This window comes from Amycolatopsis sp., assembly GCF_035276945.1.
GTDB lineage: Bacteria > Actinomycetota > Actinomycetes > Mycobacteriales > Pseudonocardiaceae > Amycolatopsis_E.
On record NZ_DATELF010000064.1, the window covers coordinates 14,626 to 33,901 of the forward strand.

Annotated in this window: 21 protein-coding genes and 4 pseudogenes; 3 read left to right on the plus strand and 22 right to left on the minus strand. The window is 69.2% G+C overall.

Annotated elements, in window-relative coordinates; all coding sequences use genetic code 11:
- Positions 1-5 precede the first annotated feature (5 nt).
- The 4 genes from purQ to VJT49_RS10635 form a co-directional block, all read right to left on the minus strand.
- Positions 6-683 carry a phosphoribosylformylglycinamidine synthase subunit PurQ gene (gene purQ, locus VJT49_RS10620; RefSeq protein WP_324164584.1) on the minus strand — a complete coding sequence of 226 codons (678 nt, stop codon included), beginning with the start codon at positions 681-683 and terminating at the stop codon, positions 6-8.
- Positions 680-916: a phosphoribosylformylglycinamidine synthase subunit PurS gene (purS, locus tag VJT49_RS10625; RefSeq protein WP_324164585.1), complete on the minus strand. Its 237-nt coding sequence runs from the start codon at positions 914-916 to the stop codon at positions 680-682. The genes purQ and purS overlap by 4 nt, the downstream gene beginning before the upstream one ends.
- A gap of 182 nt (positions 917-1,098) precedes the next feature.
- Positions 1,099-1,878, minus strand: a complete 780-nt coding sequence (locus VJT49_RS10630) for an IclR family transcriptional regulator (RefSeq protein WP_324164586.1) — start codon at positions 1,876-1,878, stop codon at positions 1,099-1,101.
- Positions 1,879-1,929: 51 nt separating this feature from the next.
- Positions 1,930-2,334, minus strand: a complete 405-nt coding sequence (locus tag VJT49_RS10635; protein ID WP_324164587.1) for a L,D-transpeptidase — start codon at positions 2,332-2,334, stop codon at positions 1,930-1,932.
- 209 nt (positions 2,335-2,543) lie between these two features.
- On the opposite strand from VJT49_RS10635, the gene VJT49_RS10640 reads away from it, so the two are divergent.
- Positions 2,544-3,182 (plus strand): MBL fold metallo-hydrolase, encoded by a 639-nt coding sequence (locus VJT49_RS10640; RefSeq protein ID WP_324164588.1) that lies wholly within the window; start codon positions 2,544-2,546, stop codon positions 3,180-3,182.
- Here VJT49_RS10640 and VJT49_RS10645 read toward each other — a convergent pair.
- From VJT49_RS10645 to VJT49_RS10680, 8 genes and pseudogenes are all read right to left on the minus strand, one after another.
- On the minus strand, positions 3,101-3,841 hold the full coding sequence (locus tag VJT49_RS10645; protein WP_324164589.1) for a DUF2334 domain-containing protein: 741 nt from the start codon (positions 3,839-3,841) through the stop codon (positions 3,101-3,103). The two genes, VJT49_RS10640 and VJT49_RS10645, sit on opposite strands and share 82 nt — an antisense overlap.
- A 39-nt stretch (positions 3,842-3,880) precedes the next feature.
- Positions 3,881-4,537 (minus strand): annotated as a pseudogene (locus tag VJT49_RS10650) (amino acid ABC transporter ATP-binding protein).
- A gap of 49 nt (positions 4,538-4,586) precedes the next feature.
- Positions 4,587-4,748, minus strand: coding sequence for a hypothetical protein (locus tag VJT49_RS10655; RefSeq protein ID WP_324164590.1), 162 nt, complete (start codon positions 4,746-4,748; stop codon positions 4,587-4,589).
- A 47-nt stretch (positions 4,749-4,795) separates the two neighbouring features.
- Positions 4,796-5,554: an ABC transporter substrate-binding protein gene (locus tag VJT49_RS10660; protein WP_324164591.1), complete on the minus strand. Its 759-nt coding sequence runs from the start codon at positions 5,552-5,554 to the stop codon at positions 4,796-4,798.
- Positions 5,555-5,701: 147 nt separating this feature from the next.
- Entirely contained in the window at positions 5,702-7,126 is a 1,425-nt protein-coding gene (gene purB, locus VJT49_RS10665; protein WP_324164592.1) for an adenylosuccinate lyase, read from the minus strand.
- A 66-nt stretch (positions 7,127-7,192) separates the two neighbouring features.
- Positions 7,193-7,795, minus strand: a complete 603-nt coding sequence (locus tag VJT49_RS10670) for a TetR/AcrR family transcriptional regulator (RefSeq protein WP_324164593.1) — start codon at positions 7,793-7,795, stop codon at positions 7,193-7,195.
- Between the two features lie 23 nt (positions 7,796-7,818).
- Positions 7,819-8,496 carry a hypothetical protein gene (locus tag VJT49_RS10675; RefSeq protein ID WP_324164594.1) on the minus strand — a complete coding sequence of 226 codons (678 nt, stop codon included), beginning with the start codon at positions 8,494-8,496 and terminating at the stop codon, positions 7,819-7,821.
- Positions 8,489-9,025 (minus strand): SigE family RNA polymerase sigma factor, encoded by a 537-nt coding sequence (locus VJT49_RS10680; RefSeq protein ID WP_324164595.1) that lies wholly within the window; start codon positions 9,023-9,025, stop codon positions 8,489-8,491. The genes VJT49_RS10675 and VJT49_RS10680 overlap by 8 nt, the downstream gene beginning before the upstream one ends.
- 134 nt (positions 9,026-9,159) lie before the next feature.
- On the opposite strand from VJT49_RS10680, the gene VJT49_RS10685 reads away from it, so the two are divergent.
- Together VJT49_RS10685 and VJT49_RS10690 are read left to right on the plus strand one after the other, a co-directional pair.
- On the plus strand, positions 9,160-10,194 hold the full coding sequence (locus VJT49_RS10685; protein WP_324164596.1) for a GntG family PLP-dependent aldolase: 1,035 nt from the start codon (positions 9,160-9,162) through the stop codon (positions 10,192-10,194).
- A complete protein-coding gene (locus VJT49_RS10690) occupies positions 10,191-10,769 on the plus strand; it encodes an HAD family phosphatase (RefSeq protein ID WP_324164597.1) in 579 nt (192 codons plus the stop codon). Before VJT49_RS10685 ends, VJT49_RS10690 begins: the two co-directional genes overlap by 4 nt.
- A 1-nt stretch (position 10,770) precedes the next feature.
- Here the strand turns inward: VJT49_RS10690 and VJT49_RS10695 are convergent, their stop codons facing one another.
- The 10 genes and pseudogenes from VJT49_RS10695 to purD form a co-directional block, all read right to left on the minus strand.
- A complete protein-coding gene (locus tag VJT49_RS10695) occupies positions 10,771-10,950 on the minus strand; it encodes a hypothetical protein (RefSeq protein ID WP_324164598.1) in 180 nt (59 codons plus the stop codon).
- Between the two features lie 216 nt (positions 10,951-11,166).
- Positions 11,167-11,657 (minus strand): annotated as a pseudogene (locus VJT49_RS10700) (aminotransferase class I/II-fold pyridoxal phosphate-dependent enzyme); the annotation flags it as partial.
- Positions 11,648-11,863, minus strand: a pseudogene (locus VJT49_RS10705) (transglycosylase SLT domain-containing protein); the annotation flags it as partial. The pseudogenes VJT49_RS10705 and VJT49_RS10700, both read right to left, overlap by 10 nt.
- Positions 11,864-13,558: 1,695 nt before the next feature.
- A pseudogene (locus VJT49_RS10710) lies at positions 13,559-13,855 on the minus strand (WXG100 family type VII secretion target); the annotation flags it as partial.
- Positions 13,856-13,871: 16 nt separating this feature from the next.
- Positions 13,872-14,213 (minus strand): hypothetical protein, encoded by a 342-nt coding sequence (locus tag VJT49_RS10715; protein ID WP_324164599.1) that lies wholly within the window; start codon positions 14,211-14,213, stop codon positions 13,872-13,874.
- 110 nt (positions 14,214-14,323) lie between these two features.
- Positions 14,324-15,082 carry an ESX secretion-associated protein EspG gene (locus VJT49_RS10720; RefSeq protein ID WP_324164600.1) on the minus strand — a complete coding sequence of 253 codons (759 nt, stop codon included), beginning with the start codon at positions 15,080-15,082 and terminating at the stop codon, positions 14,324-14,326.
- Entirely contained in the window at positions 15,079-16,695 is a 1,617-nt protein-coding gene (locus tag VJT49_RS10725; protein ID WP_324164601.1) for a hypothetical protein, read from the minus strand. Before VJT49_RS10725 ends, VJT49_RS10720 begins: the two co-directional genes overlap by 4 nt.
- Positions 16,696-16,812: 117 nt before the next feature.
- On the minus strand, positions 16,813-17,427 hold the full coding sequence (locus tag VJT49_RS10730; protein WP_324164602.1) for a DUF3558 domain-containing protein: 615 nt from the start codon (positions 17,425-17,427) through the stop codon (positions 16,813-16,815).
- Positions 17,411-17,800: a hypothetical protein gene (locus VJT49_RS10735; protein WP_324164603.1), complete on the minus strand. Its 390-nt coding sequence runs from the start codon at positions 17,798-17,800 to the stop codon at positions 17,411-17,413. The genes VJT49_RS10730 and VJT49_RS10735 overlap by 17 nt, the downstream gene beginning before the upstream one ends.
- A gap of 90 nt (positions 17,801-17,890) precedes the next feature.
- Complete coding sequence (gene purD, locus VJT49_RS10740) at positions 17,891-19,147, minus strand: phosphoribosylamine--glycine ligase (RefSeq protein WP_324164604.1); 1,257 nt, start codon at positions 19,145-19,147, stop codon at positions 17,891-17,893.
- Positions 19,148-19,276: the final 129 nt, after the last annotated feature.

The following is a 19,276-nucleotide window of genomic DNA, read 5'->3' on the forward strand; positions in this document are numbered from 1 at the left end:
GTTTCCTAGGCGGCAGGCGCGCCGATCCGGTCCAGCACCGAGTAGAACATGCCGAGGCCGTCGTCGGAGGGCCCGGTGAGCGCGTCGATGGCGTGCTCGGGGTGTGGCATCAGGCCGACCACCCGCCCGTCGGCGCTGCAGATGCCCGCGATGTCGTCCCGCGATCCGTTGGGGTTCGAGCCGGCGTAGCGGAACACCACGCGCCCCTCACCCTCCAGCTCGTCCAAAGTGGACTGTTCGGCGACGTAGCCGCCTTCGCCCGACTTGAGCGGGATCAGGATCTCGGTTCCGGCCTCGTAGCGGCCGGTCCACGCGGTGCTGTCGTTCTCCACTCGCAGCCACTGGTCACGGCATACGAAGTGCAGCTTCTTGTTGCGCACCAACGCGCCCGGGAGCAGCCCGGCCTCACACAGGATCTGGAATCCGTTGCAGATCCCGAGCACCGGCATGCCCTTGCCCGCCGCCTCGATCACCGAACCCATCACCGGGGCGAACCTGGCGATCGCGCCGCACCGCAGGTAGTCACCGTAGGAGAAGCCGCCGGGCACGATCACCGCGTCCACCCCGCGCAGGTCCGCATCGGCGTGCCACAACGAAACCGCCTCGGCGTCGGCGTAGCGCACCGCGCGGGCGGCGTCGATGTCGTCCAGTGTGCCGGGGAAGGTGATGACGCCGATCCTCACGAGACCCTCCGGACCGTCCACTCCTCGATCACCGGGTTGGCCAGGAAGCCTTCGGCGATCTTGGCGAGCGTCTCGTCGTCGACCGAGTCGTCGACCTCCAGCTCGAAATGCTTGCCCTGGCGCACCTCGGTCACGCCATGGAAGCCGAGGCGCGGGAGGGCACCGGCCACGGCCTGGCCTTGCGGGTCCAGGATCTCCGGCTTGGGCATCACGTCAACCACCACTCGGGCCACGGCGGGTCGCTCCAGGTATTCGCAGGTCGGCGGTACCTCAAGAGGGTAACGGATCTGGTCCGGAGGGCCTTACTGGAGTGGGTTGACCCAGTTGAGGCCGGGGAATCGGGGGAAGTCGGTGTGGTTGGAGTGCATCTCGGCCCGATGCCCGATGGCCTACGTCCGTGGTGAGGTTTCCCGCGTCAAGATGCGTCAGGCGTCAGGCGGCCGCCAAGCCTGGCCGACAGTTCCGCGGCACCCTCGCGGACCAGCTTCTCCCAGCGTCGCCAAGCCTCGTCGGAATGGCGGGAGGTGGGGATGGCGATGCTCAACGCGGCTACCCAGTGGCCGCTGGTGTCGATGACGGGGGAGGCCACGCAGCCGGCATCCGGGTTCGATTCGCTGTGTTCGTGTGCCACCCCGCTCGCCCGGACTTCTCTCAGTTCCGCGAGCAGGGCCGGCGGGGACGTGATGCTGTGTTCGGTGAGGGCCACGAGTTCGCGGTCCTTCAGTAGTGAGTCCAGTTCGTCCTGCGGCAGCCCCGCCAGCAGTGCCTTGCCGACGGCCGTGCAGTGCGCGGGCACCCGCCGGCCGACCTCGGAGATCAGCCGGACCGAGTGCGTCGAGTCGATCTTCGACACATAGACCACGTCGAGACCGTCGAGCACGCCGACGTGCACCGTCTCACCGCACTGGGCGGCGACCGTCCGGGCGACCGCGTCCGCCTCGGCCGCGAACTCGAGCCGTTCCTGGTACCGCGAGCCGAGCTCGAGAAGCCGAGGACCGAGCCGGTAGATGGTCTCCTCGCGCGCTTGCCGGTCGAGATAGCGCCGGGCGACCAGGGTCGTCAAGAGTTCGTGCGTGGTCGATCTGGGCAGCCCCAGTGCCTCGACGACGTCGGCGGCGGACAGGGTCGCCCGCGAGCCGAGGAACAGCTCGAGAATGTCGGCGGCCCGAGACACGGCCGGCACGAGGCGTGGCATGGCGTCAGCCTAGCCGACCGTGTTCGAAATATCGGACAGGAGCGCCCGCTCCTAGCTCTTCACCTCGACGACGTCGCCGGGGTGGAGAGTCTGGAAGAAGGCAACCGCGTCGGCGTGCGACAGGTGCACGCAGCCGTGCGACTGGACTCGCAGGCTGCCTTCATGGAAGGCCACGCCGGTGCTGGTGAAGAACACCGAGTACGGCATCGGGCCGTTGAACTCCTTGCTGTAGTGGTCGATGTCCTTGTACTGCACCCGGAACGTGCCGGTGGGCGTCTCGTAGCCGGGCCTGCCGACGGTGACCGGCACCGGGCCGCGGGTGACCGAACCGGTATTCATCAGCCACGCCTGGTGGGTGTGCAGCTGGAGACACGCCTTTGCCCTGGCGTCGCACGGCGTTTGCGCCGCCTGTGCGGTGGGTGCGAAGGCGATCCCGAGGGAACCGAGGGCCGCCATCGCAACCGTTCCGATTGTTTTTCGCCTGGTAGCCATACGAGCGGTTACCCGCCACCGCGCCGCCCATGCACGACCTCGATCAGCTTTGTCGCCGGCTTCTCGGTTTGCTTCGTGCGCGCGAACGCGCGACGGGATCGGCAGGCGAAGGTCAAGTTCACCCATCCGGCGAGCAGGAATAGGCTGGAGCCGCGAGACGAGGGAGCGAACCGATGCGAATCGTCCACTATGGACACGCTTGTGTGCTGTTGGAGACCGAAAACGCCCGGATCCTGCTGGACCCCGGAACCTACTCGAAGGGCTTCGAAGCCGAGCGTGAGCTGGCCGCGGTGGTCATCACCCACCAGCATTCGGACCACATCGACGCCGATCGCCTTCCCGCGCTGATCGAGGCCAACCCGGACGCGAAGCTGGTCATCGACCCAGGTTCCGAGGACACCGTGCGCAAGCTCGGGCTGGAGTTCGAGGTCGTGCGGCCCGGTGACGCCTTCGAACTCGGCGGTGCCGCGGTGAACGTGGTCGGCGGCCAGCACGCGGTGGTCCACCCGGACATCCCGATCGTGCCGAACGTCGGTTACCTGTTCGACCACGGTGCCTTCTACCACCCTGGTGACTCGTTCTTCGTGCCGGAGCAGAAGATCGACGTGCTCGGCCTGCCGACCGGCGCGCCCTGGCTCAAGGCCGGGGAGGCGGTGGACTTCCTGCGTGCGGTCTCGCCTCGCGTGGCGGTGCCGATTCACGAGGCCGTGCTCGCGACGCCGCAGATGCACTACGGGTTGTTCACCAACCTGGCCCCCGAGGGCACCGAAGTCTTCGTCGCGCCGCGCGGCGAGGCCGCCAAGCTCTCGTAGGTCGTAGCGACGGCCCTGTTTTCCAGGGCGACGTCGATCGCGTCCAGGAACGCCTGCCGCAGGCCGGACCTGGTGAGGTCCACCGCGTCGATACCGAGCCGGACCAGGCCGCCGCGCCGGGCGGCCCGCGCGGCGGCCAGCACCAGGGCGAAGCAGCGCACGGTCTCGGTCCGTGGATGCTGGCTGGTGAATTCCTGGACCCGGGCGCGGTGCACGGTGGCGGTCCGCAGGTCGTGGACCGCCGTGAGGTCCGCGCAGAACCGGAAATTCCGTTCCCGCAAGGCTTCCCGCGTGCCACGCGAACCGAGCCAGCGGGGTGGCGCGAAGCCCTCGGTGCTCAGGCCGCATCCGTCCAGCGCGGCCGTCGCGGCGATGAGCCGCAGCCGGGCTTCATGCGCCGGGAGCGCGGCGAACTCGGCCTTGCGCCCGATGCTGATCCGGTGTCCCGGAGTGACACGGTGGTCGTAGCCGTGCAGGAGCAGCGCGTCGCCACGCTCGGTGCGCTCCCTGACCCAATCGACGATCACACCCTCGGTCCGCGGCGCGAACAGCAGGGACAGCGGCACGCCGCGACGGTCCAGTTCGGCTGCGAGGTCGGCGCACCGATGCAGGGTCCTGGGTTCGATGCCGGACAGTGAAACCAGCAGTCGTACTTCCATGCCGCCATTGAGCCAGTGCCGGATGACCCTGCGTTGAACTCACAGCACCCGCGAGAGAAACCGTTGGAGGCGGGGGTTGTCCGGCCGGTCGAAGACCTCGTCCGGGGTGCCGGTCTCGACGATCCGGCCGCGGTCCATGAACGCGACCTTGTCCGCGACGTGGCGCGCGAAACCCATCTCGTGCGTGACCACGATGAGGGTAAGCCCGCGCTCGGCCAGCCCGGCCATCAGTTCCAGCACACCCTTGACCAGTTCCGGGCCCAGCGCACTGGTGGCCTCGTCGAAGAGCATCACTTCGGGATCCATGGCCAGCGTCCGCGCGATGGCGGCGCGCTGCTGCTGGCCGCCGGAAAGCGCTTTCGGCCGGTACGGCGCCTTGTCCGCGAGCCCGGCCTCGGCCAGGCGGGCGCGTGCGATCTCTTCCGCCTGGGCTCCAACCTCTTCACGCTGCGCAGCGGCAGCGTGCTGGTGTCCAGCACGCTGCGGTGGGCGAACAGGGTGAAATGCTGGAAGACCATGCCGATCCGCTGCCGCAACCGGTCCGGGTTCGCCGCGATCGCGCTCTCCCCGCCGAGCAGCACATCACCAGGATCGGGTTCCCGCAGGCGGTTCACACACCGCAGCAGCGTCGACTTCCCGGAACCCGATCACGCACACCATCTCACCGGCACCGACGGCCAGGTCGACCCCGCGCAGGACCTCCGGCGTGCCGAAGGGACGTCCTTGAGTTCCGCGCTGGTGGACATCACGCCACCTTCCCGCTGCTCACCAACTCGTCGAGTTCGTCCGTCGCGGTGACCTCGCGGCCGATGCGGAGCCGTTTGTCGACGTAGTTGACCAGAATCGAGGAACAGACCGCCGGCACGAGGGTGTTCAGCAGCCCGGTGCCCAGCAGGTCCGGGAGCACCTGCCGGAGGTAGTCCCAGTTGAAGAACGTGTTGCGGAAGGTTCCAGCTACCCGTTGCCCTTGAACTCCGTGGGCACCTCTTCGTTCGGCTCGAAATGCCGGTGCAGGCGGAGCCAGGTGCCGTCCGCGATCACCTGCCGGAGCCCGTCGTTGATCTGGCTCAGCACCTGCCCGTTGCCCTTCCGCACCGCGTATCCGTGCGGGACGTTGGTGAGCAGGGACTTGGTGACCTCGAGCCCAGGGTTCTCCGCCGCGTACTGCTCGGCGCTGGCCTTGTCGAAGACCGCGCCGTCCAGGGATCCGGCGTTGAGCGCGCTCACCACCGCGGCGTCGTTCGGGAAGCGGGTCACCTGCGCGGCCGGTGCGGTGGCGGTCAGCCAGGTGTCGGAAATGGTGCCCTGCACGACGCCGATCCGCTTGCCCGCCAACGAGTTTTCGTCGGTGACCGGCGAGCCCGGCGCGGCCTCGATGCCCAGCGCCTGGTAGTTGTAGCCGTTGGAGAAGTCGACCGTCTTCTTGCGTGCGTCGGTCTGCGAGATGCCTGCGCTGCCGATGTCGAACTGGCCGTTGGCGACCTGGCCGAGCAGCGTGGAAAAGTCGGTCGAGGCGAACTCGAGCTTCAGGCCCTTCCGGTCCGCGATCGCGCGCAGCAACTCGTTGTCGAACCCGGTGAACTTGCCGCCCTCGGAGTAGGCGTTCGGCTTCGAGTCGGAAAGGGTGCCGACTCGCAGGGTTCCCGCGCCCGAACCCCCGCAGCCGGTGAGCGCGGTGAGCAGGACGGCGGCCAGTGCCAGCTCGAGTTTCATGCTGTCGTTCGACCTCATTCCTGGCAGCAAAACGCACGCCAGGGCGCGGGTGGGCGTCCGGACGGTCCTTGTGAGTTCCACCCCAGGTCGGCTACCCCGGGCGAAATTACCTCACTTCACGAGCGAAGAGTGTGCCGCAAAGCGGCTTTAAAGGATGGAAGCCGGAGCGTAGTCGGCCGATTCGGGGAAGCGCTCGAGCACGGCTTCGACCTGCTTGACGACGGTGACCACCTGGTTCCGCGCGGTCCCGGTGAAGGACAACCGGTCGTCGAGCAGGCGGTCCAGATCCTCGCGGGACAGGGGCAGGCGGTCGTCGGCGGCGAGGCGGTCGAGCAGGTCGTTGGGGGCGCCCCGCTCGCGCATGGCCAGCGCCACGGCGACCGCGTTCTCCTTGATCGCCTCGTGCGCGGTCTCCCGGCCCACCCCGGCGCGGACCGCGGCCATCAGCACCTTCGTGGTCGCCAGGAACGGTAGGTACCGATCCAGTTCGCGCGCCACCACGGCGGGGAACGCGCCGAACTCGTCGAGCACCGTGAGGAAGGTTTCCAGCAGCCCGTCGAGGGCGAAGAAGGCGTCCGGCAGCGCGACCCTCCGCACCACCGAGTCGGATACGTCCCCTTCGTTCCACTGGTCGCCCGCCAGCTCGCCGATCATCGACAGGTGCCCGCGCAGCACCACGGCCAGCCCGTTCACCCGCTCGCACGAGCGCGTGTTCATCTTGTGCGGCATCGCCGACGAGCCGACCTGTCCAGGCTGGAAGCCCTCGGTGACCAGTTCATGGCCCGCCATCAGGCGGATCGTCCTGGCGAGGCTGGATGGTGCGGCGGCCAGCTGGACGAGCGTGGACAGCACGTCGAAGTCCAGTGACCGGGGGTAGACCTGGCCGACGCTGGTGAACGTCCGGCTGAAGCCGAGGTGGCCGGCGATCCGGCGCTCCAGATCGTCCAGAGCGGACTCGTTGCCCAGCAGGTCCAGCATGTCCTGTGCGGTGCCGACCGGGCCCTTGATGCCCCGCAGGGGGTAGCGCTCGATCAGGTCTTCGAGCCGTTCGAACGCGACCAACAACTCGTCGGCCGCCGTGGCGAACCGCTTGCCCAAGGTCGTCGCCTGCGCGGCGACGTTGTGCGAGCGGCCCGCCATGACCAGGTCCGAATGTGCGATGGCCAGCGCGGCCAGCCGCGCCAGCACCGCCGCGACCCGGCCGCGGACCAGCTCCAGCGAACGCCGGATCTGCAGCTGTTCGACGTTCTCGGTCAGATCGCGTGACGTCATGCCCTTGTGCACGTGTTCGTGCCCGGCCAGCGCGTTGAACTCCTCGATCCGCGCCTTCACGTCGTGCCGGGTGACCCGTTCACGCGCGGCGACCGACGCCAGGTCCACCTGGTCGAGGACCCGCTCGTAGTCCTCGACCACGCCGTCTCCCACCTCGACGCCGAGTTCGGCCTGCGCGCGCAACACCGCGATCCACAGCTCGCGTTCCAGCGTCACCTTGCGTTCCGGGGACCACAGGGACACCAGCTCGAGCGAGGCGTAACGGGAGGCGAGCACGTTCGGGATGCTGGACTTTGTCACACATTGAGCGTAGTCGGGCGTCGGAGCGACGTGGTTCGGGTCCATGGGCCAGACGGGCATCCGCCGTTACTCACGACGGCCGGCGGCTCCGGGTCGCATGAGCGCGTCGTGCAGCATGGCCCGTGCCACGGCACGGGGGTCCGGGTCGACCTCGATCAGGGCGTTCACGATCGCGCCGTCGACGAGCGCGATCAGCTGCTGGAGCCGCTTCCGGTCGATCGGGAAGCCGGATCGGGTGAAGATTTCCGTGAGCAGCTCGTGGAACTCGCCCTGCATCGAGCGCATCAGCGGCTGCAGGTACGGTCGTCGCCCGGTGGTGACGAACCGCTCGTAGCGCAGCAGGAGCACTTCGAACCTGGCGTCCACACCGAGCATCTGGTCGAGGACGAGTTCGACCAGCGCGTCGACGTCACGGTGCTCGGTACTCAGCTTGGCGAGCTGGGCTCGCCCCCGGTCCAGCTCGACCCGCCCGCCGTGCTCGACCGCCGCCATGATCAGGTCTTCCAGCGAGTCGAAGTAGTAGGTCGTCGATGCCAGCGGCAGCCCGGCGCGTTCGGCGACCGCGCGGTGCCGGACCGCGTCGAAGCCGCCTTCGATCAGCAGCTGGGCCGCTGCCTCGATCAATGTCGCACGCCTGCGTTCGCCCTTGGGCGTGCTCGCCGCTGTCATGCGCAGAATTTAGGCGAGGGTGGCTAGAAACGCGCTGCCAGGGCCACCGCGACGCGTTGCAGGTCGGTCTGGAACGGCGGCGCACCGCCCGGGTCCGGGGTGCTCGAGATGACGAGAGTGGCACCGCTGGCGGCGAGTTCCTGGGCCGTCATCGCGCCTGGTTCGACCGGAACCGCGACTCCCGCGGGCAGCAACGTCACGGAGAGAAAGCCCTTCCGGTCACCGTCGGTGACCTGGAATCCTGCGGAGCGCGACCCCGTCGTACACACGCGACCCGGCGAGGGGCCGCTCGCACCGGTGACCGGGAGCTCGCCAGCGAGGGCAATGGCGAGCTCCCGGTCCACCTTGTCGCACCCCGTGGTGCCTTCGGCCCGAGGGCCGGCCTCCCCGGTACCGTCGCTTCCCTGCAAGGGCGACGGGGTGGAGGCGTTCGGGAGACGCTCGGGGGCTTGCGCGGGTTGCCCCCCGGTGATGACTTGGGCCGATCCGGACGTGGTGTTGGTGCCGGTGCTCGGGCCCCACCGGAACAGCCCGAAACCCACCAGCACCACGACCACGCAGCTCAACGTCATGATCAGGGTCGAACGGCGCCGGGCGGTTGCCCTGGCCGAAGCGGCGGTGACGTCCTCCAGAGTGAATGTCGACGGTGGCGGGTCGCCGGGCGCGGCCCGGAACAGGGTTCCCAGTTCCCGCTCATCCATGCCTGTCACCCCCTGACCCGCCTCGCGCCTTCGCGACGTCTCCGGTCAACGCGGCGCGCAGATTCGCCAGGCCGCGCGCCGTCTGGCTCTTCACGTTGCCCTCACTGCAGCCCAGCGCCTTGGCCACGGCGGCGACGTCGAGCCCTTCGAAGTAGCGCAGGACCAGCACCACGCGCTGCTTCGGTGGGACGTCTCGCAGCCCGTTGAGCAGGTCCGCGCGGGTGGCGACCTGCTCGTCGAGCGCGTCCGTCCCGGGCTCCGGCTCGGGCAGCCGCTCCATCTGCTGCTCCCTCCGCCATGGTCGCCGTGACTCGTCGATCGAGGCCCGGACGAGTGTCTTACGCAGGTAGGCATCCGTGGCCGCGCGGTCGCGGATCCGGTGCCAGCGCCGGTGCAGCGAGACGAACGCCGTCTGCGCGAGATCGTCCGCGTGGTGCCAATCCCCGCAGAGCAGGTACGCGGTTCGGCGCACGAAGTCCCGCTTGGCAGCGAAGTACTCCGCGAACTCCTGCTCGTCGCGCTGGTCCACCGGCCTCCCGGGCGTCTCGTGGGGAAAGACGGAACTGGACGCCCCTACGGTTGCACAACCCGCCGATTCCGGGGTATGCCCAGCAGGACCAGACTGGCTTGTCGATCAAACAACTGGTGTGATGTGATCTAACCGTGACCTCAGCTGAAGCTGTACCGCTCGATTTCCGCTCTGACACCGTCACGCATCCGGATGACGCGATGCGCAGAGCGATGGCGTCGGCCGAGGTCGGCGACAACGTGATCGACATCGACCCCACCATCCGTGAGCTCGAGGAGCGGGTGGCGAACGTGCTCGGCATGCCGGCCGCACTGTGGACACCCACGGGGACCATGGCCAACCTGATCGCGTTGAGCGTGCACCTCAAGCGCGGCGACCGGTTCCTCGCCCCGAAGGACGCGCATGTGCTCAACAACGAGCTGGGCTCGGCGGCCTGGCTCGCCGGTGGCATGCCGTATGCGCTCGAACACGATGCCGGTCCGGGCAGGCCGAAGGCGGAGACCCTGGTCAAGGCGATCGGCCCGCGTGGCGGCCCGTACTACACCTTGCGCACCACCTTGTTGTGCCTGGAGAACACGCACAACGCGGCCGGCGGTGCGATCATCCCGCCGCACGAACACGCCCAGTTGCTGGCCACCGCCCGGCAGGCCGGGCTTCGGGTGCATCTCGACGGCGCGCGGATATGGCATGCGGCCGCCGCGCTCGGCCTGCCGACGGCCGCGCTGACCGTCGGGGTCGACACCGTTTCGGCGTGCTTCAGCAAGGGGCTCGGCGCACCGGTCGGCTCGGTGGTCGCGGGCAGCGAGGCGTTCGTGGCCACCGCGCGGCGGATGCGGCAGATGCTCGGCGGCGGGGTGCGGCAGGGCGGGGTGCTCGCCGCGGCCGCGCTGGTGGCGTTGGACCGGATCGGCGAGCTGACCGAGGACCACGACAAGGCGCAGCGGCTGGCCGATGGCCTCGCCGAGCTCGGCTGGGAGGCCGAGCCGCCGGAAACCAACATCGTGCTGGCCAGGGTCGCCGACGTGTCGGTGACCCTGGAGTCACTGGCCGCGGTCGGTGTGCTGGCGTTGCCGATGGGCGGGAAGGTACGGTTCGTGACGCACCGGGATCTCTCGGTGGCCGACGTCGACGAAGCGCTGACGCGGATCAAGGCCGGGGGACATCCTTGACGAAGTGGGTCGTGTTCGACTACGGCGAAGTCATCTGCGGCCGCACCACCGCGCTGCCGGACCTGGCCGCCACCCTGGGCGTGCCGCACGACGACTTCGAGCCGCCCTACTGGAGGCACCGGGGCGCCTACGACCGCGGCGCGACCGACCTCCAGTACTGGTCCGCGATCGGCCGGGACCTCGGCGTCACCGTCGACGAGTCCACTTCGGACAGCTTGACCGCGATCGACATCGGGGGCTGGTCGAAAGTCGAACCCGCCTCACTGGAGCTGCTCGCGGCGCTGGACGAGGCCGGCGCCGCGCTCGCTCTGCTGTCCAACGCGCCGTCCTCGTTCGCGCGATTCGCGGAACGGCAGGACTGGGCGGGACACTTCCGGGTGCGGGTGTTCTCCGGCGACATCGGCGTCGCCAAACCCGACCCGGAAATCTTCCGCCACCTGCTGTCCCGCCTGGGCGCAAAGGCGGGTGACTGCCTGTTCTTCGATGACCGTGAGTCCAATGTGGATGGTGCGCGCGCGGTCGGCCTGCGCGCGCACGTCTGGCACGGGCCCGAAGCCGCGCGCGGTGAGTTCTAGGTCAGGGAATCTGCTTGCGGCTCTTGCCCTTGATCGCCCCGTAGGCCGCCGCACCCAGGAACCCGACACCGCCGATGACGGCGATCACCAGCACGGCCTTGACCAGGAAACCGATCAACGACCCGATGATCATGAACGCCACCCAGGCGACGATCAGCGCCCCGACGATCTTCCAGAACATGGCATCCTCCCGCCTTTCGCGCGGGCCGTACCACCCGCTCGAGAGCCAGACTCCCACGAACGGGGGCTGGAGCGCTCGCACCCAGACCAACGTTCAGGGATAAGCCAGGGTTCCTCCGGAGGCGGCCCGGCGGAGCCACTCGCCCAGACGTTTCTCGCCTTCGGTCACCACGGACGCGGCCCCGGCGAAGGAGAACCGGACATGCCGCCCACCGCAGCCCAGCCGCCAGCCGGTCATCGCGAAGTACTTCGAGAACGAGCCGAGCACGATCGATTCCCGTGAGCTCTGTTCGGCGCACGCGGTTTCGGTGCCGTAGGAGATGCCGTGGTAGGTCTCGTCGCCGATCAGCCGCACCCCACGAGCCGAGCACCAGCCCGCGATCGCGGCCAGTTCGGCGGGCGGCAGCACGATGACGGTCGGGTTGCCGGGACTGGCGACGACCAACCCGGAGGTCGGGTCCAGTTCGTCGAGTTGCTCGACGGTTCGGCTGGAAGCGCGGGAAATTCGACGACCTCGCAGCCCAGCGCGGAGAGCAGGTTGCGGTAGGCCGGGTACCCGGGGCGGGCCATCGCCATCCGGTCGCCGGTATCGAAGGCGGCCAGGAAGGAAAACAGGAAGCCACCGGAAGACCCGGTGGTCACGATCACGTCTTCGGGGCTGACCTCGAGCGCGTAGCGGCGGTGGTAGCGCGTGGCGGTTAGTAGCCGACGTATCCGCCACCGTGCGCCATCGCCTGCAGGCCAGGCGTGTTGGCGATACTGCCGTAGCGGCTGATCGTGTAGCGGACACCGGCGATGATGTTGTCCACCGGGTTGTAGATGTTGTCGTGGCCGGGCAGCTTGTGGGCGTCGAAGGTCGAATCGATGCACTGCATCAGGCCCTTCGACGGATGCCCAGCCTGGGCATTGGAATTCCCGGTCAGGAAGACGTGGTCGTCCTCTCGAGCCGTCCAGGTGCCCAGCACCGTCGTCACACACCACACCGCGCCCCGGCCGACGTCTTCCTTGCCCAGCAAGGCGCCGCTGACGACGGGCGTGTTCGCCCGGACCGACGCTTCCGGCAGCCGTGTGTCGTGGTGTTTCGAGCGTTTCGTGTACAGAACTCGGGGCCGACGCCCGGAGAGGTAGACGGCAAGCGTGACAGCCTCGAGAACCGAACCGGGTGCCTGGTGGATGGCGATCCGTGGCCTGGTGAACCCCGGCTTGGTCGTGCGGGTGCCTTCAGCGTCAATGACCGCGTCAAGCCAGGCGTTGCGTTGCCCGGTCGACATTGCGAGCACCTGTGTGACCGAGTCCGACTTGGGGTTTCCCGCACGGGCGAGCAAATCACGCGCGTAGTCGTGATTCAGGTGGAACCGGTGTCGAGGCCCGCAGCCGCCTCGGTCATCGACGTGAAGCGCGTGTGGCACGCCCTCGAGTAGCCGCTTGATCTTGTCGACCATTTCGGGTTTGGACTGGGCAATCGACATCGCCGGTCGATGCGTGCGGTTCGCCAAATTCCCGTCTCCGGCAATCCAGCCGAGAATCGCGGCTTCCCGCACACTGATGTCGATCGTCGACGGTGTTTCGGCGCAAGCGGACAACATGATCCTGTCGCGGCTTCGAACATCCTCGGTGATCACGAATCGTGGCTGGTCCAACAGGACATTCCGTTGTTTGGCGGAAACGACCCGGTGCGTTTTCCGACGATGGACTGCGACACCGTTCGCGGGTCGCCAGCCGCATTCGGGACAGGTCGTGGGGAGGTCGGCGACCGGAGCGGGCACTCGGGGCAGGCTGAGCCATCGGTGGTTCGGGGTGGTCGTCGCGTGCCATCGTGAATCGCTCAGGCGAACCAGCGGTGCGTTCTCGTGGTGCACGATCCTCGTGATCGGCGTCCACTCACTGTGGCCGGTGCGAAAGTTGTAGCCGATTGTCGTATCACCGGCTCGCACCTCGTCGTGCTTGAGCCAGCCTCGCTGGGTCAGGATCATCGTGTCCAGCGGCACGCAGTCCCAAAGATTGATCGCGTTGGGATTGCCACCGGATTCGTGCTGGATGATCGCCCAGATGTTCTTGATGTCGGCGTCGGTCACCGGCACGCCCGCGGCCTGCAACGCCTTGATGGCCTCGTCGATCCATTGCTGGACGTTCCCCGGCGGCGGGCTGGTCGGTGGGCCGCCGCTCGAACCGAGGCCGCCTCCGCCTCCGCCACCGCCATCACCCCCGCCTCCGCCGGAGTAGTGCGAGCCGCCGGAGTGGAGGCCACCCGTGCCGCGGGCCGCCGCGGGTGCCGTGCCGAGGGGCGGCACCGACGAGTACCCGCCCTCGACGTCCTGCTTGACCAGGTCCATCACGTGGTTTATCTGGTCGTTCGCGCTGTTCAGCAGGGTCTGGATATGGTCGCGGGCGCCGGCCGCGATGGTGCTGGTGTTCCGCGCGTTGGTGGCCATGATCTCGGCGGAGGTCGGGCTCGGCATGACCGTGCCCTCCTTGCCGTCGTGGACGGCCTTCTCCTGCGCCTCCGCCGCGTTCGCCTGCGCCACGGCAGCGTTGTTCGCGTCGTCGATCTGCGTCTGGGCCTGCTGCTGGATGGTCTGGATCTGGTTCTTGATGTCGGAAAGCGAACCCTGCAGCGTCGACAGTTCGCGGGACACCTCGTCCAGATGGTCGTTGACCTTCTGGCCGGCGTCCGCGATCTTCTTGACGTAGTCGAAGAAGGCGTCCGCGGACGGACCGGACCACGTGCCGCCGCCGAGCGCGGCGGTCGCGTTCCGCAACGCGACGGTGTGGTCCGCCGAGTCCCGCGACGCCTGGTTGAACTGGTCCGCGACGCCTTGGATCCCGGCGGGATTCAGCCTTTCCACCTGCTGGGCCTTGGCCGTGACGTCGGCCCACTCCGGCGGCATACCCGGCGCGGCTACCATACTTCCCCCTAGTCGATCAGACCCGCGGACTTCCGTCCTTGACGGTCAGGCTGTCCGCCGCCGCCGCGTCGGTTTCCCGCATCGCTCGGGCGGCATCGCGCAGCACGCCGCCGGCGGACAACATCAGCCGCGAGGCGGCGTCGAACTGCTTGTGCATACCGTCCCGGTACGACCCGAGCGTGTTCGCCACGCCGTCCGACGGGTGTTCCCCGGGCCGCTCGTCCGGATGCTTGATGGCGCCGAACGGGTTCTCCCCGACGATCCCCGTCATCTTCGCCTTGGAGTCCTGGAAATGGTCATGGATCTTCTCGACCTGCCCGGCCACGTGCTCCAGCGAGTCCGGATCGTTCTCGATCACACCCGCACCCTCCCCTCGACGAATACCGCACGTGAGACGCCCCACATACCGCCGTGGTTCCCTGGAACCGCCTTCTCCGCGGCTTCTTGCCGCGGTTCGAGTCGGTCTGTTCACACCTCATCGAGCAGTTCCCAGATCCGGCCGGCGATCAGCTGGTTGTCGGCCGGCGCGACGGTGGCCCAGTCGCGGCCGCCGGTCCCGGCGACCTGTACCAGATACCGTCCGGCGTCGGTGTCGTAGAAGGCGATCACCCTGGCCGCGCGGTGCATGGTCCCGTCCCGGCCCATTCGCTCGACGCCGAACTGGCCGCGCGCGGTCATCCCGACCAGCATGCCCGCCAGTTCCTGCGCCTCCCACAGTTCCACGCCACGGTCGTTCAGGGCCGTGACCAGCGCTTTCGGTTCTCCCGCGGCATCGGCGTCGGCGGCGCGGAGCACGTCGTGCGGCACGCTCACCGAGTGGCCGACGCCCGCGTGCAGGTCCCCTGCCACCGACACGGCGGACTCCGGCAGCGACGTGTCGCGCGCCGGGATGAGCCACACCTCGCCACCGTCCACCACCGCGAGCAGCGCCTGCCGTCCGGTGCTCACGGCGAGCCCCTTGATCTCCCGGTCGGTCCACACCCAGCTGTCGATGCTCACCTTCGGGTGGGTTAGCAGGTTGAGCTGGTCCATCAGCTCACCGGAAACCCGCTCACCGCGCGCCAGTCCGCGTGCGCGCAGCGATTCCCACGCCTGCCCGATCAGGGCACGGCGCTCGGTGTGGGTGCGGCCCGGGCTCGGCACGCGCAGCGCGGGATGCAACGGCGGCAGCCGCTCGGCCTCCCACAGCACGTCGAATTCGAGGGCCGACAGCACAATCCCCGTCATCGCTCTTCCGGCAGGGGGCGGTCGCCGATCAGGTCGGGCGAGACCTCACGCTGGTCGGTGAACAGGTCCTTGTCGTCGACGCCGTACCGGCGGACGTGCTCGGCGTCCTCGTCCCCGTCCTGGGTCGCGGCCGGTTCGAGGATGGCGCGCGTGCGCTCGCGGCTGGGCGTCCGCGGCGTGGCCCGGCTTGCCCGCCTGGCTTCTTCCTCTTCGGGAAGGTCGCCGATGTCCATCTGCCGCACCGGCTTCCCACGTCCGGTGGCGGTGCCCCGGCCGAAACCGCGATTGCGGCGCTCCTGCTCGCCGTTGGTCGCGCCACCCACGGCCCCCGCGCCGACCGCCGTGGCGCCGTCGGCGATCCCGCCGACCCCTCCCGGTGCCTTCGTCGCGCTGAACCCGGGCCCGACGGCTGTGCTCGAGGAGGGTGCCGGTGTGTTCACCCCGGACAACCTTCCCTTGCCCAGCAGGGCTTCCCCGCCGCCGGGCGGGACGGACCGGCCAAGTCCCTCGCCGCCACCCCCGACGCCCGGCTTGCCCCAGGCGCCGCCGGTGGCCGGCTTCCCGGTGGAGACATCGCCGGGGGTGCCGGGAACGCCGGTGGGGGCACCGCCGGTGACCGGTCCACCGGGCCCGGTCGCGATGGGCCCGGTCGCGATGGGCCCGGGAACGCTTCGGCCGGGCGAAGGACGCTCGAACTCGCTGCCGGTCCGCGTCACCGGCGTGATGGGCGCCGTCCGCGGTGGGGCGAAGGAACTCGGTGTGGTCGCGCCCTGTGGTGTTGTGCCGCCCTGCGACGGGGCACGGACGCCGCCCGCGGCCGGAATCCCGACCGCCGGAGTCGGCGCCTCCGCCGCGGGCGCGACCACGGGCCGCTGCACCGGGGCTTGCCTGGTCACCGGACCCACCGGACCGGAATCCTTGCCGCCGGCGGCTATCGTCGGCGAGCTGTCCGGAATGGACGGTGTGCCGCCCGGCGAGCCCACCTTCGGCAGGCCGGCACCGGCGGGCGGAGGCACCGTCGTGTCGAGGGTCTCCGGCTCCGGCACCGCCTGGGAGGAGGCCAGGTAGTCGCCGCTGTCATGGGCATAGGCGTTGAGCGCGTCGATCGTCTGTGCCTGGGCCTCGATACTCGACTTCACCGCCTTCGCGTGATCGGTTTCGAAGCCGAACAGGCTGAACATGGAGTCGGCGAAGGTGAAGCCGTCCTCGCCCTGCCGCAACGCCTGCGGGTCGGGCAGCTTGTTCTTCGTCCGGTTGAACGCCTCACCCTGCTCGAAGATCAGTTGCGCGGCCTGGGTGACGTTGTCGGTGGCCTTTCCGGCGAACCCCGCCTGTTCGGTCAGCACGGCGCTGGCCTGCCCACCGGCCTTGCTCTGCCACGTGACGCCGAGTGCGGCGAGCTGCTTGCGCAGGGTGGTGTCGGTCGCGGCGAGGGCGCCGACCACGGACTTGAGCGCGGCCACCGCGTTGCCCATGCTCGCGGTGCCCGCGCCCGACCGGAACTTCTCCACCTCGGTCGCGAGCTGATTCGCGTCGTAGCCGTCGAAGCGCTGATCGCGGAGCTTTTCGATCAGCGTCGGGAGGTCGTAGCGACCGCTGTCGAACATGGTCATTTCACACCGCTCCTTCTTCTCGCGATCTTGCGCGCGAACGGAAACGAGCAGACGGCCCGCCTCCGCGGCCTTCGGCCCCAGGCGCGCGCTGTGATCGCCTTGCCGGCCGCGAGGTATTCATTTCCCACCTGCCGCGCTCAGCGTCTGCACGGCGAGTTCGGCGAAATTCGTGGACTTCTCGCACAGCTGTTGCTGGCTGAACGAGCTGTCGTCGGGCGCCATCTGCGCGCGCAGGGTCTGCCCGTCGGCGACGCCCACCAGGGTCTCGCAGTCCTGGACACCGCCCTCGACCGGCGGGTAGTTGATCAGCGCGGGGAACCCCGGCACCTCGACCGGCTGGGTGATCATGCTCGGCTTCCGGTGGCTGCCGGTAAGCCAGTCGTCGATGTCGGCGTTCGTGATCGTTTCGAGGTAGTAGGTGTAGGTGGGCGGGGCGGCGTCCACGTCGAACGCGCACGTCGGACCGTCACGTTGAGTGTCCCGCGCGACCGGGCGTGGTGTGCCGTTCTCCTTGAGCTGATCCAGTTGCTGCGCGGTGAGCAGCTTGCACGGGTCCACGCCCCGCAGCGAAAGCTCCTTCGTGCGGGCGGGCAGGCCGGCCGAGGTGGGCGCGACCGGCGCCGGGCCGGAAATCCCGCCGACGCTCGTGGTGCACCCGGCCAGCGCCACCACGGCCAGCGCGGCGCTCAGCTGGGGGCAAGCCCCCAGACCCCCTTTAGATCTGGCCGACACCACGGTCCCCGAACGCCGCGGACTTGTCGTCCTCGCCGGTTTCGTACTGCTTCGCCGCCGCACGCAGTTGAGTCGCGAGGTCCCGGAGATTCTTGACGTAGTTCTGCACCCGAGCCGCGTACGAACCCTCACCGCGAGCGACGAGCCGGTTCCACGCGTCCACCGCGGTGGCACTGACCACGTCCGCCGAGGGAGGGTCGATGCGCAGCTCGATCAGCTTCTGCCGGAGCTGGTCGTCGAGCGCGTCGGCCTGGTCGTTGATGATCTTCGCGACCTGCAGCAGATTGCCTGGTTCGACGTGGACGTCGGCGACGCCCGGCACTCCCGGCACCGCGTGGCCCAGGGAGCCGATGGTCGTGACGTTGTCTGTCATGGTGCGCACCCCCGGGTACGGACGGTAGTCGACGCAACGAGGCTACCAACCGGCGAGCGGTGTTTGGACGAAAATGCCGACCCGGGTTCCCTACGGGACCGTGATTTCTCCGTTGACCGCCCGCAGCGCGATGTCCGTCCGGTGGTGCGAGCCGGCCAGGTGCACCTTTCCGACCCGTTCGTAGGCCTGTTCCCTGGCCGAGGCGAGATCCGGTCCGACCCCGACGACCGCGAGCACGCGGCCGCCGTGGGAGACCACGGCTCCGTCGTCCCGGCGGCGGGTTCCGGCGTGCAGCACGCCGTTGGCCTCGGACCCGGTGATCACGTCACCGGCACGCGGCACGCCGGGATAGCCGTCGGCGGCGATCACCACGGTGACCGCGGCACCGGGATGCCATTCCAGCGGCGGGTGCTCGGCGAGCCTGCCGGTGGCCGCCGCGTGCAGCAGCCCGGCCAGCGGGGTGTCCAGCAGAGCGAGCACGACCTGGGTCTCCGGGTCGCCGAAGCGGCAGTTGAACTCGATGACCTGCGGACCTTCCGCGGTGAGCACGAGCCCGGCGTAGAGCAGCCCGGTGAACGGGGTGTCGCGGGCGGCGAGTTCGTCGACGACCGGCTGCACGATGCCGCCGACGATGTCGTCGACCAGGGTGGCGGGCGCCCAGGGCAGCGGCGCGTAGGCCCCCATCCCGCCGGTGTTCGGCCCGGTGTCGCCGTCGCCGACCCGCTTGAAGTCCTGCGCGGGCAGCAACGGCACCACTGTCGTGCCGTCCACCAGGCAGAACAGCGATACCTCCGGTCCGGAGAGGAAGGATTCGAGCAGTACCGCGTGCCCGTTTTCCAGCAGCGTCATCGCGTGCGCGCGGGCCGCGTCGAGGTTTTCGGTCACCACGACACCCTTGCCCGCGGCGAGACCGTCGTCCTTGACCACCCAGGTCGGGCCGAACCGGGCGAGTGCCGCGTCGAGCCGCGCCGGATTGTCGACCACCTCGCTGTGCGCGGTGGCGACCTTCGCGGCCGCCATCACGTCCTTGGCGAACGCCTTCGAGCCCTCGATCCTGGCGGCCGCCGCGGACGGTCCGAAGCAGGCGATGCCGGCTTTTCGTACCGCGTCCGCGGCCCCGGCGACGAGCGGCACCTCGGGGCCGATGAGCACCAGGTCCGCCCGCCAGCTTTTGGCGAGCTCGGCGACCGCGGCGGGGTCCGCCACGTCCACTCCGAGCTGCTCGGCAAGCGCGGCGATCCCCGCGTTGCCGGGCGCGCAGGCGAGCGCGGTCACCGCCGGGTCATGCGACGCGGCCAGTACCAACGCATGTTCACGGGCACCAGAACCCACAACCAGGACACGCACGCCCTGACTGTAACCGGACCCCGGCGAGCGGCTTGCGGGTGTTCACCCGGTCGTCAGCGAGCCGTTCCCTCCGTTTTGTGGTGCCGGCGGCGCTTTGTCGTGACAGTGGCGATCAGTTCCCCAATCGAG

Coding starts and splice junctions, on each gene's coding strand:
- VJT49_RS10630 (WP_324164586.1), bottom strand. CDS start 1,878: ATGCCACGCCTCGTGCCGGCCGTGTCTCGGGCCGCCGACATTCTCGAG.
- VJT49_RS10635 (WP_324164587.1), bottom strand. CDS start 2,334: ATGGCGGCCCTCGGTTCCCTCGGGATCGCCTTCGCACCCACCGCACAG.
- VJT49_RS10640 (WP_324164588.1), top strand. CDS start 2,544: ATGCGAATCGTCCACTATGGACACGCTTGTGTGCTGTTGGAGACCGAA.
- VJT49_RS10645 (WP_324164589.1), bottom strand. CDS start 3,841: ATGGAAGTACGACTGCTGGTTTCACTGTCCGGCATCGAACCCAGGACC.
- VJT49_RS10660 (WP_324164591.1), bottom strand. CDS start 5,554: ATGAAACTCGAGCTGGCACTGGCCGCCGTCCTGCTCACCGCGCTCACC.
- VJT49_RS10670 (WP_324164593.1), bottom strand. CDS start 7,795: ATGACAGCGGCGAGCACGCCCAAGGGCGAACGCAGGCGTGCGACATTG.
- VJT49_RS10675 (WP_324164594.1), bottom strand. CDS start 8,496: ATGGATGAGCGGGAACTGGGAACCCTGTTCCGGGCCGCGCCCGGCGAC.
- VJT49_RS10695 (WP_324164598.1), bottom strand. CDS start 10,950: ATGTTCTGGAAGATCGTCGGGGCGCTGATCGTCGCCTGGGTGGCGTTC.
- VJT49_RS10720 (WP_324164600.1), bottom strand. CDS start 15,082: ATGACGGGGATTGTGCTGTCGGCCCTCGAATTCGACGTGCTGTGGGAG.
- VJT49_RS10725 (WP_324164601.1), bottom strand. CDS start 16,695: ATGACCATGTTCGACAGCGGTCGCTACGACCTCCCGACGCTGATCGAA.
- VJT49_RS10735 (WP_324164603.1), bottom strand. CDS start 17,800: ATGACAGACAACGTCACGACCATCGGCTCCCTGGGCCACGCGGTGCCG.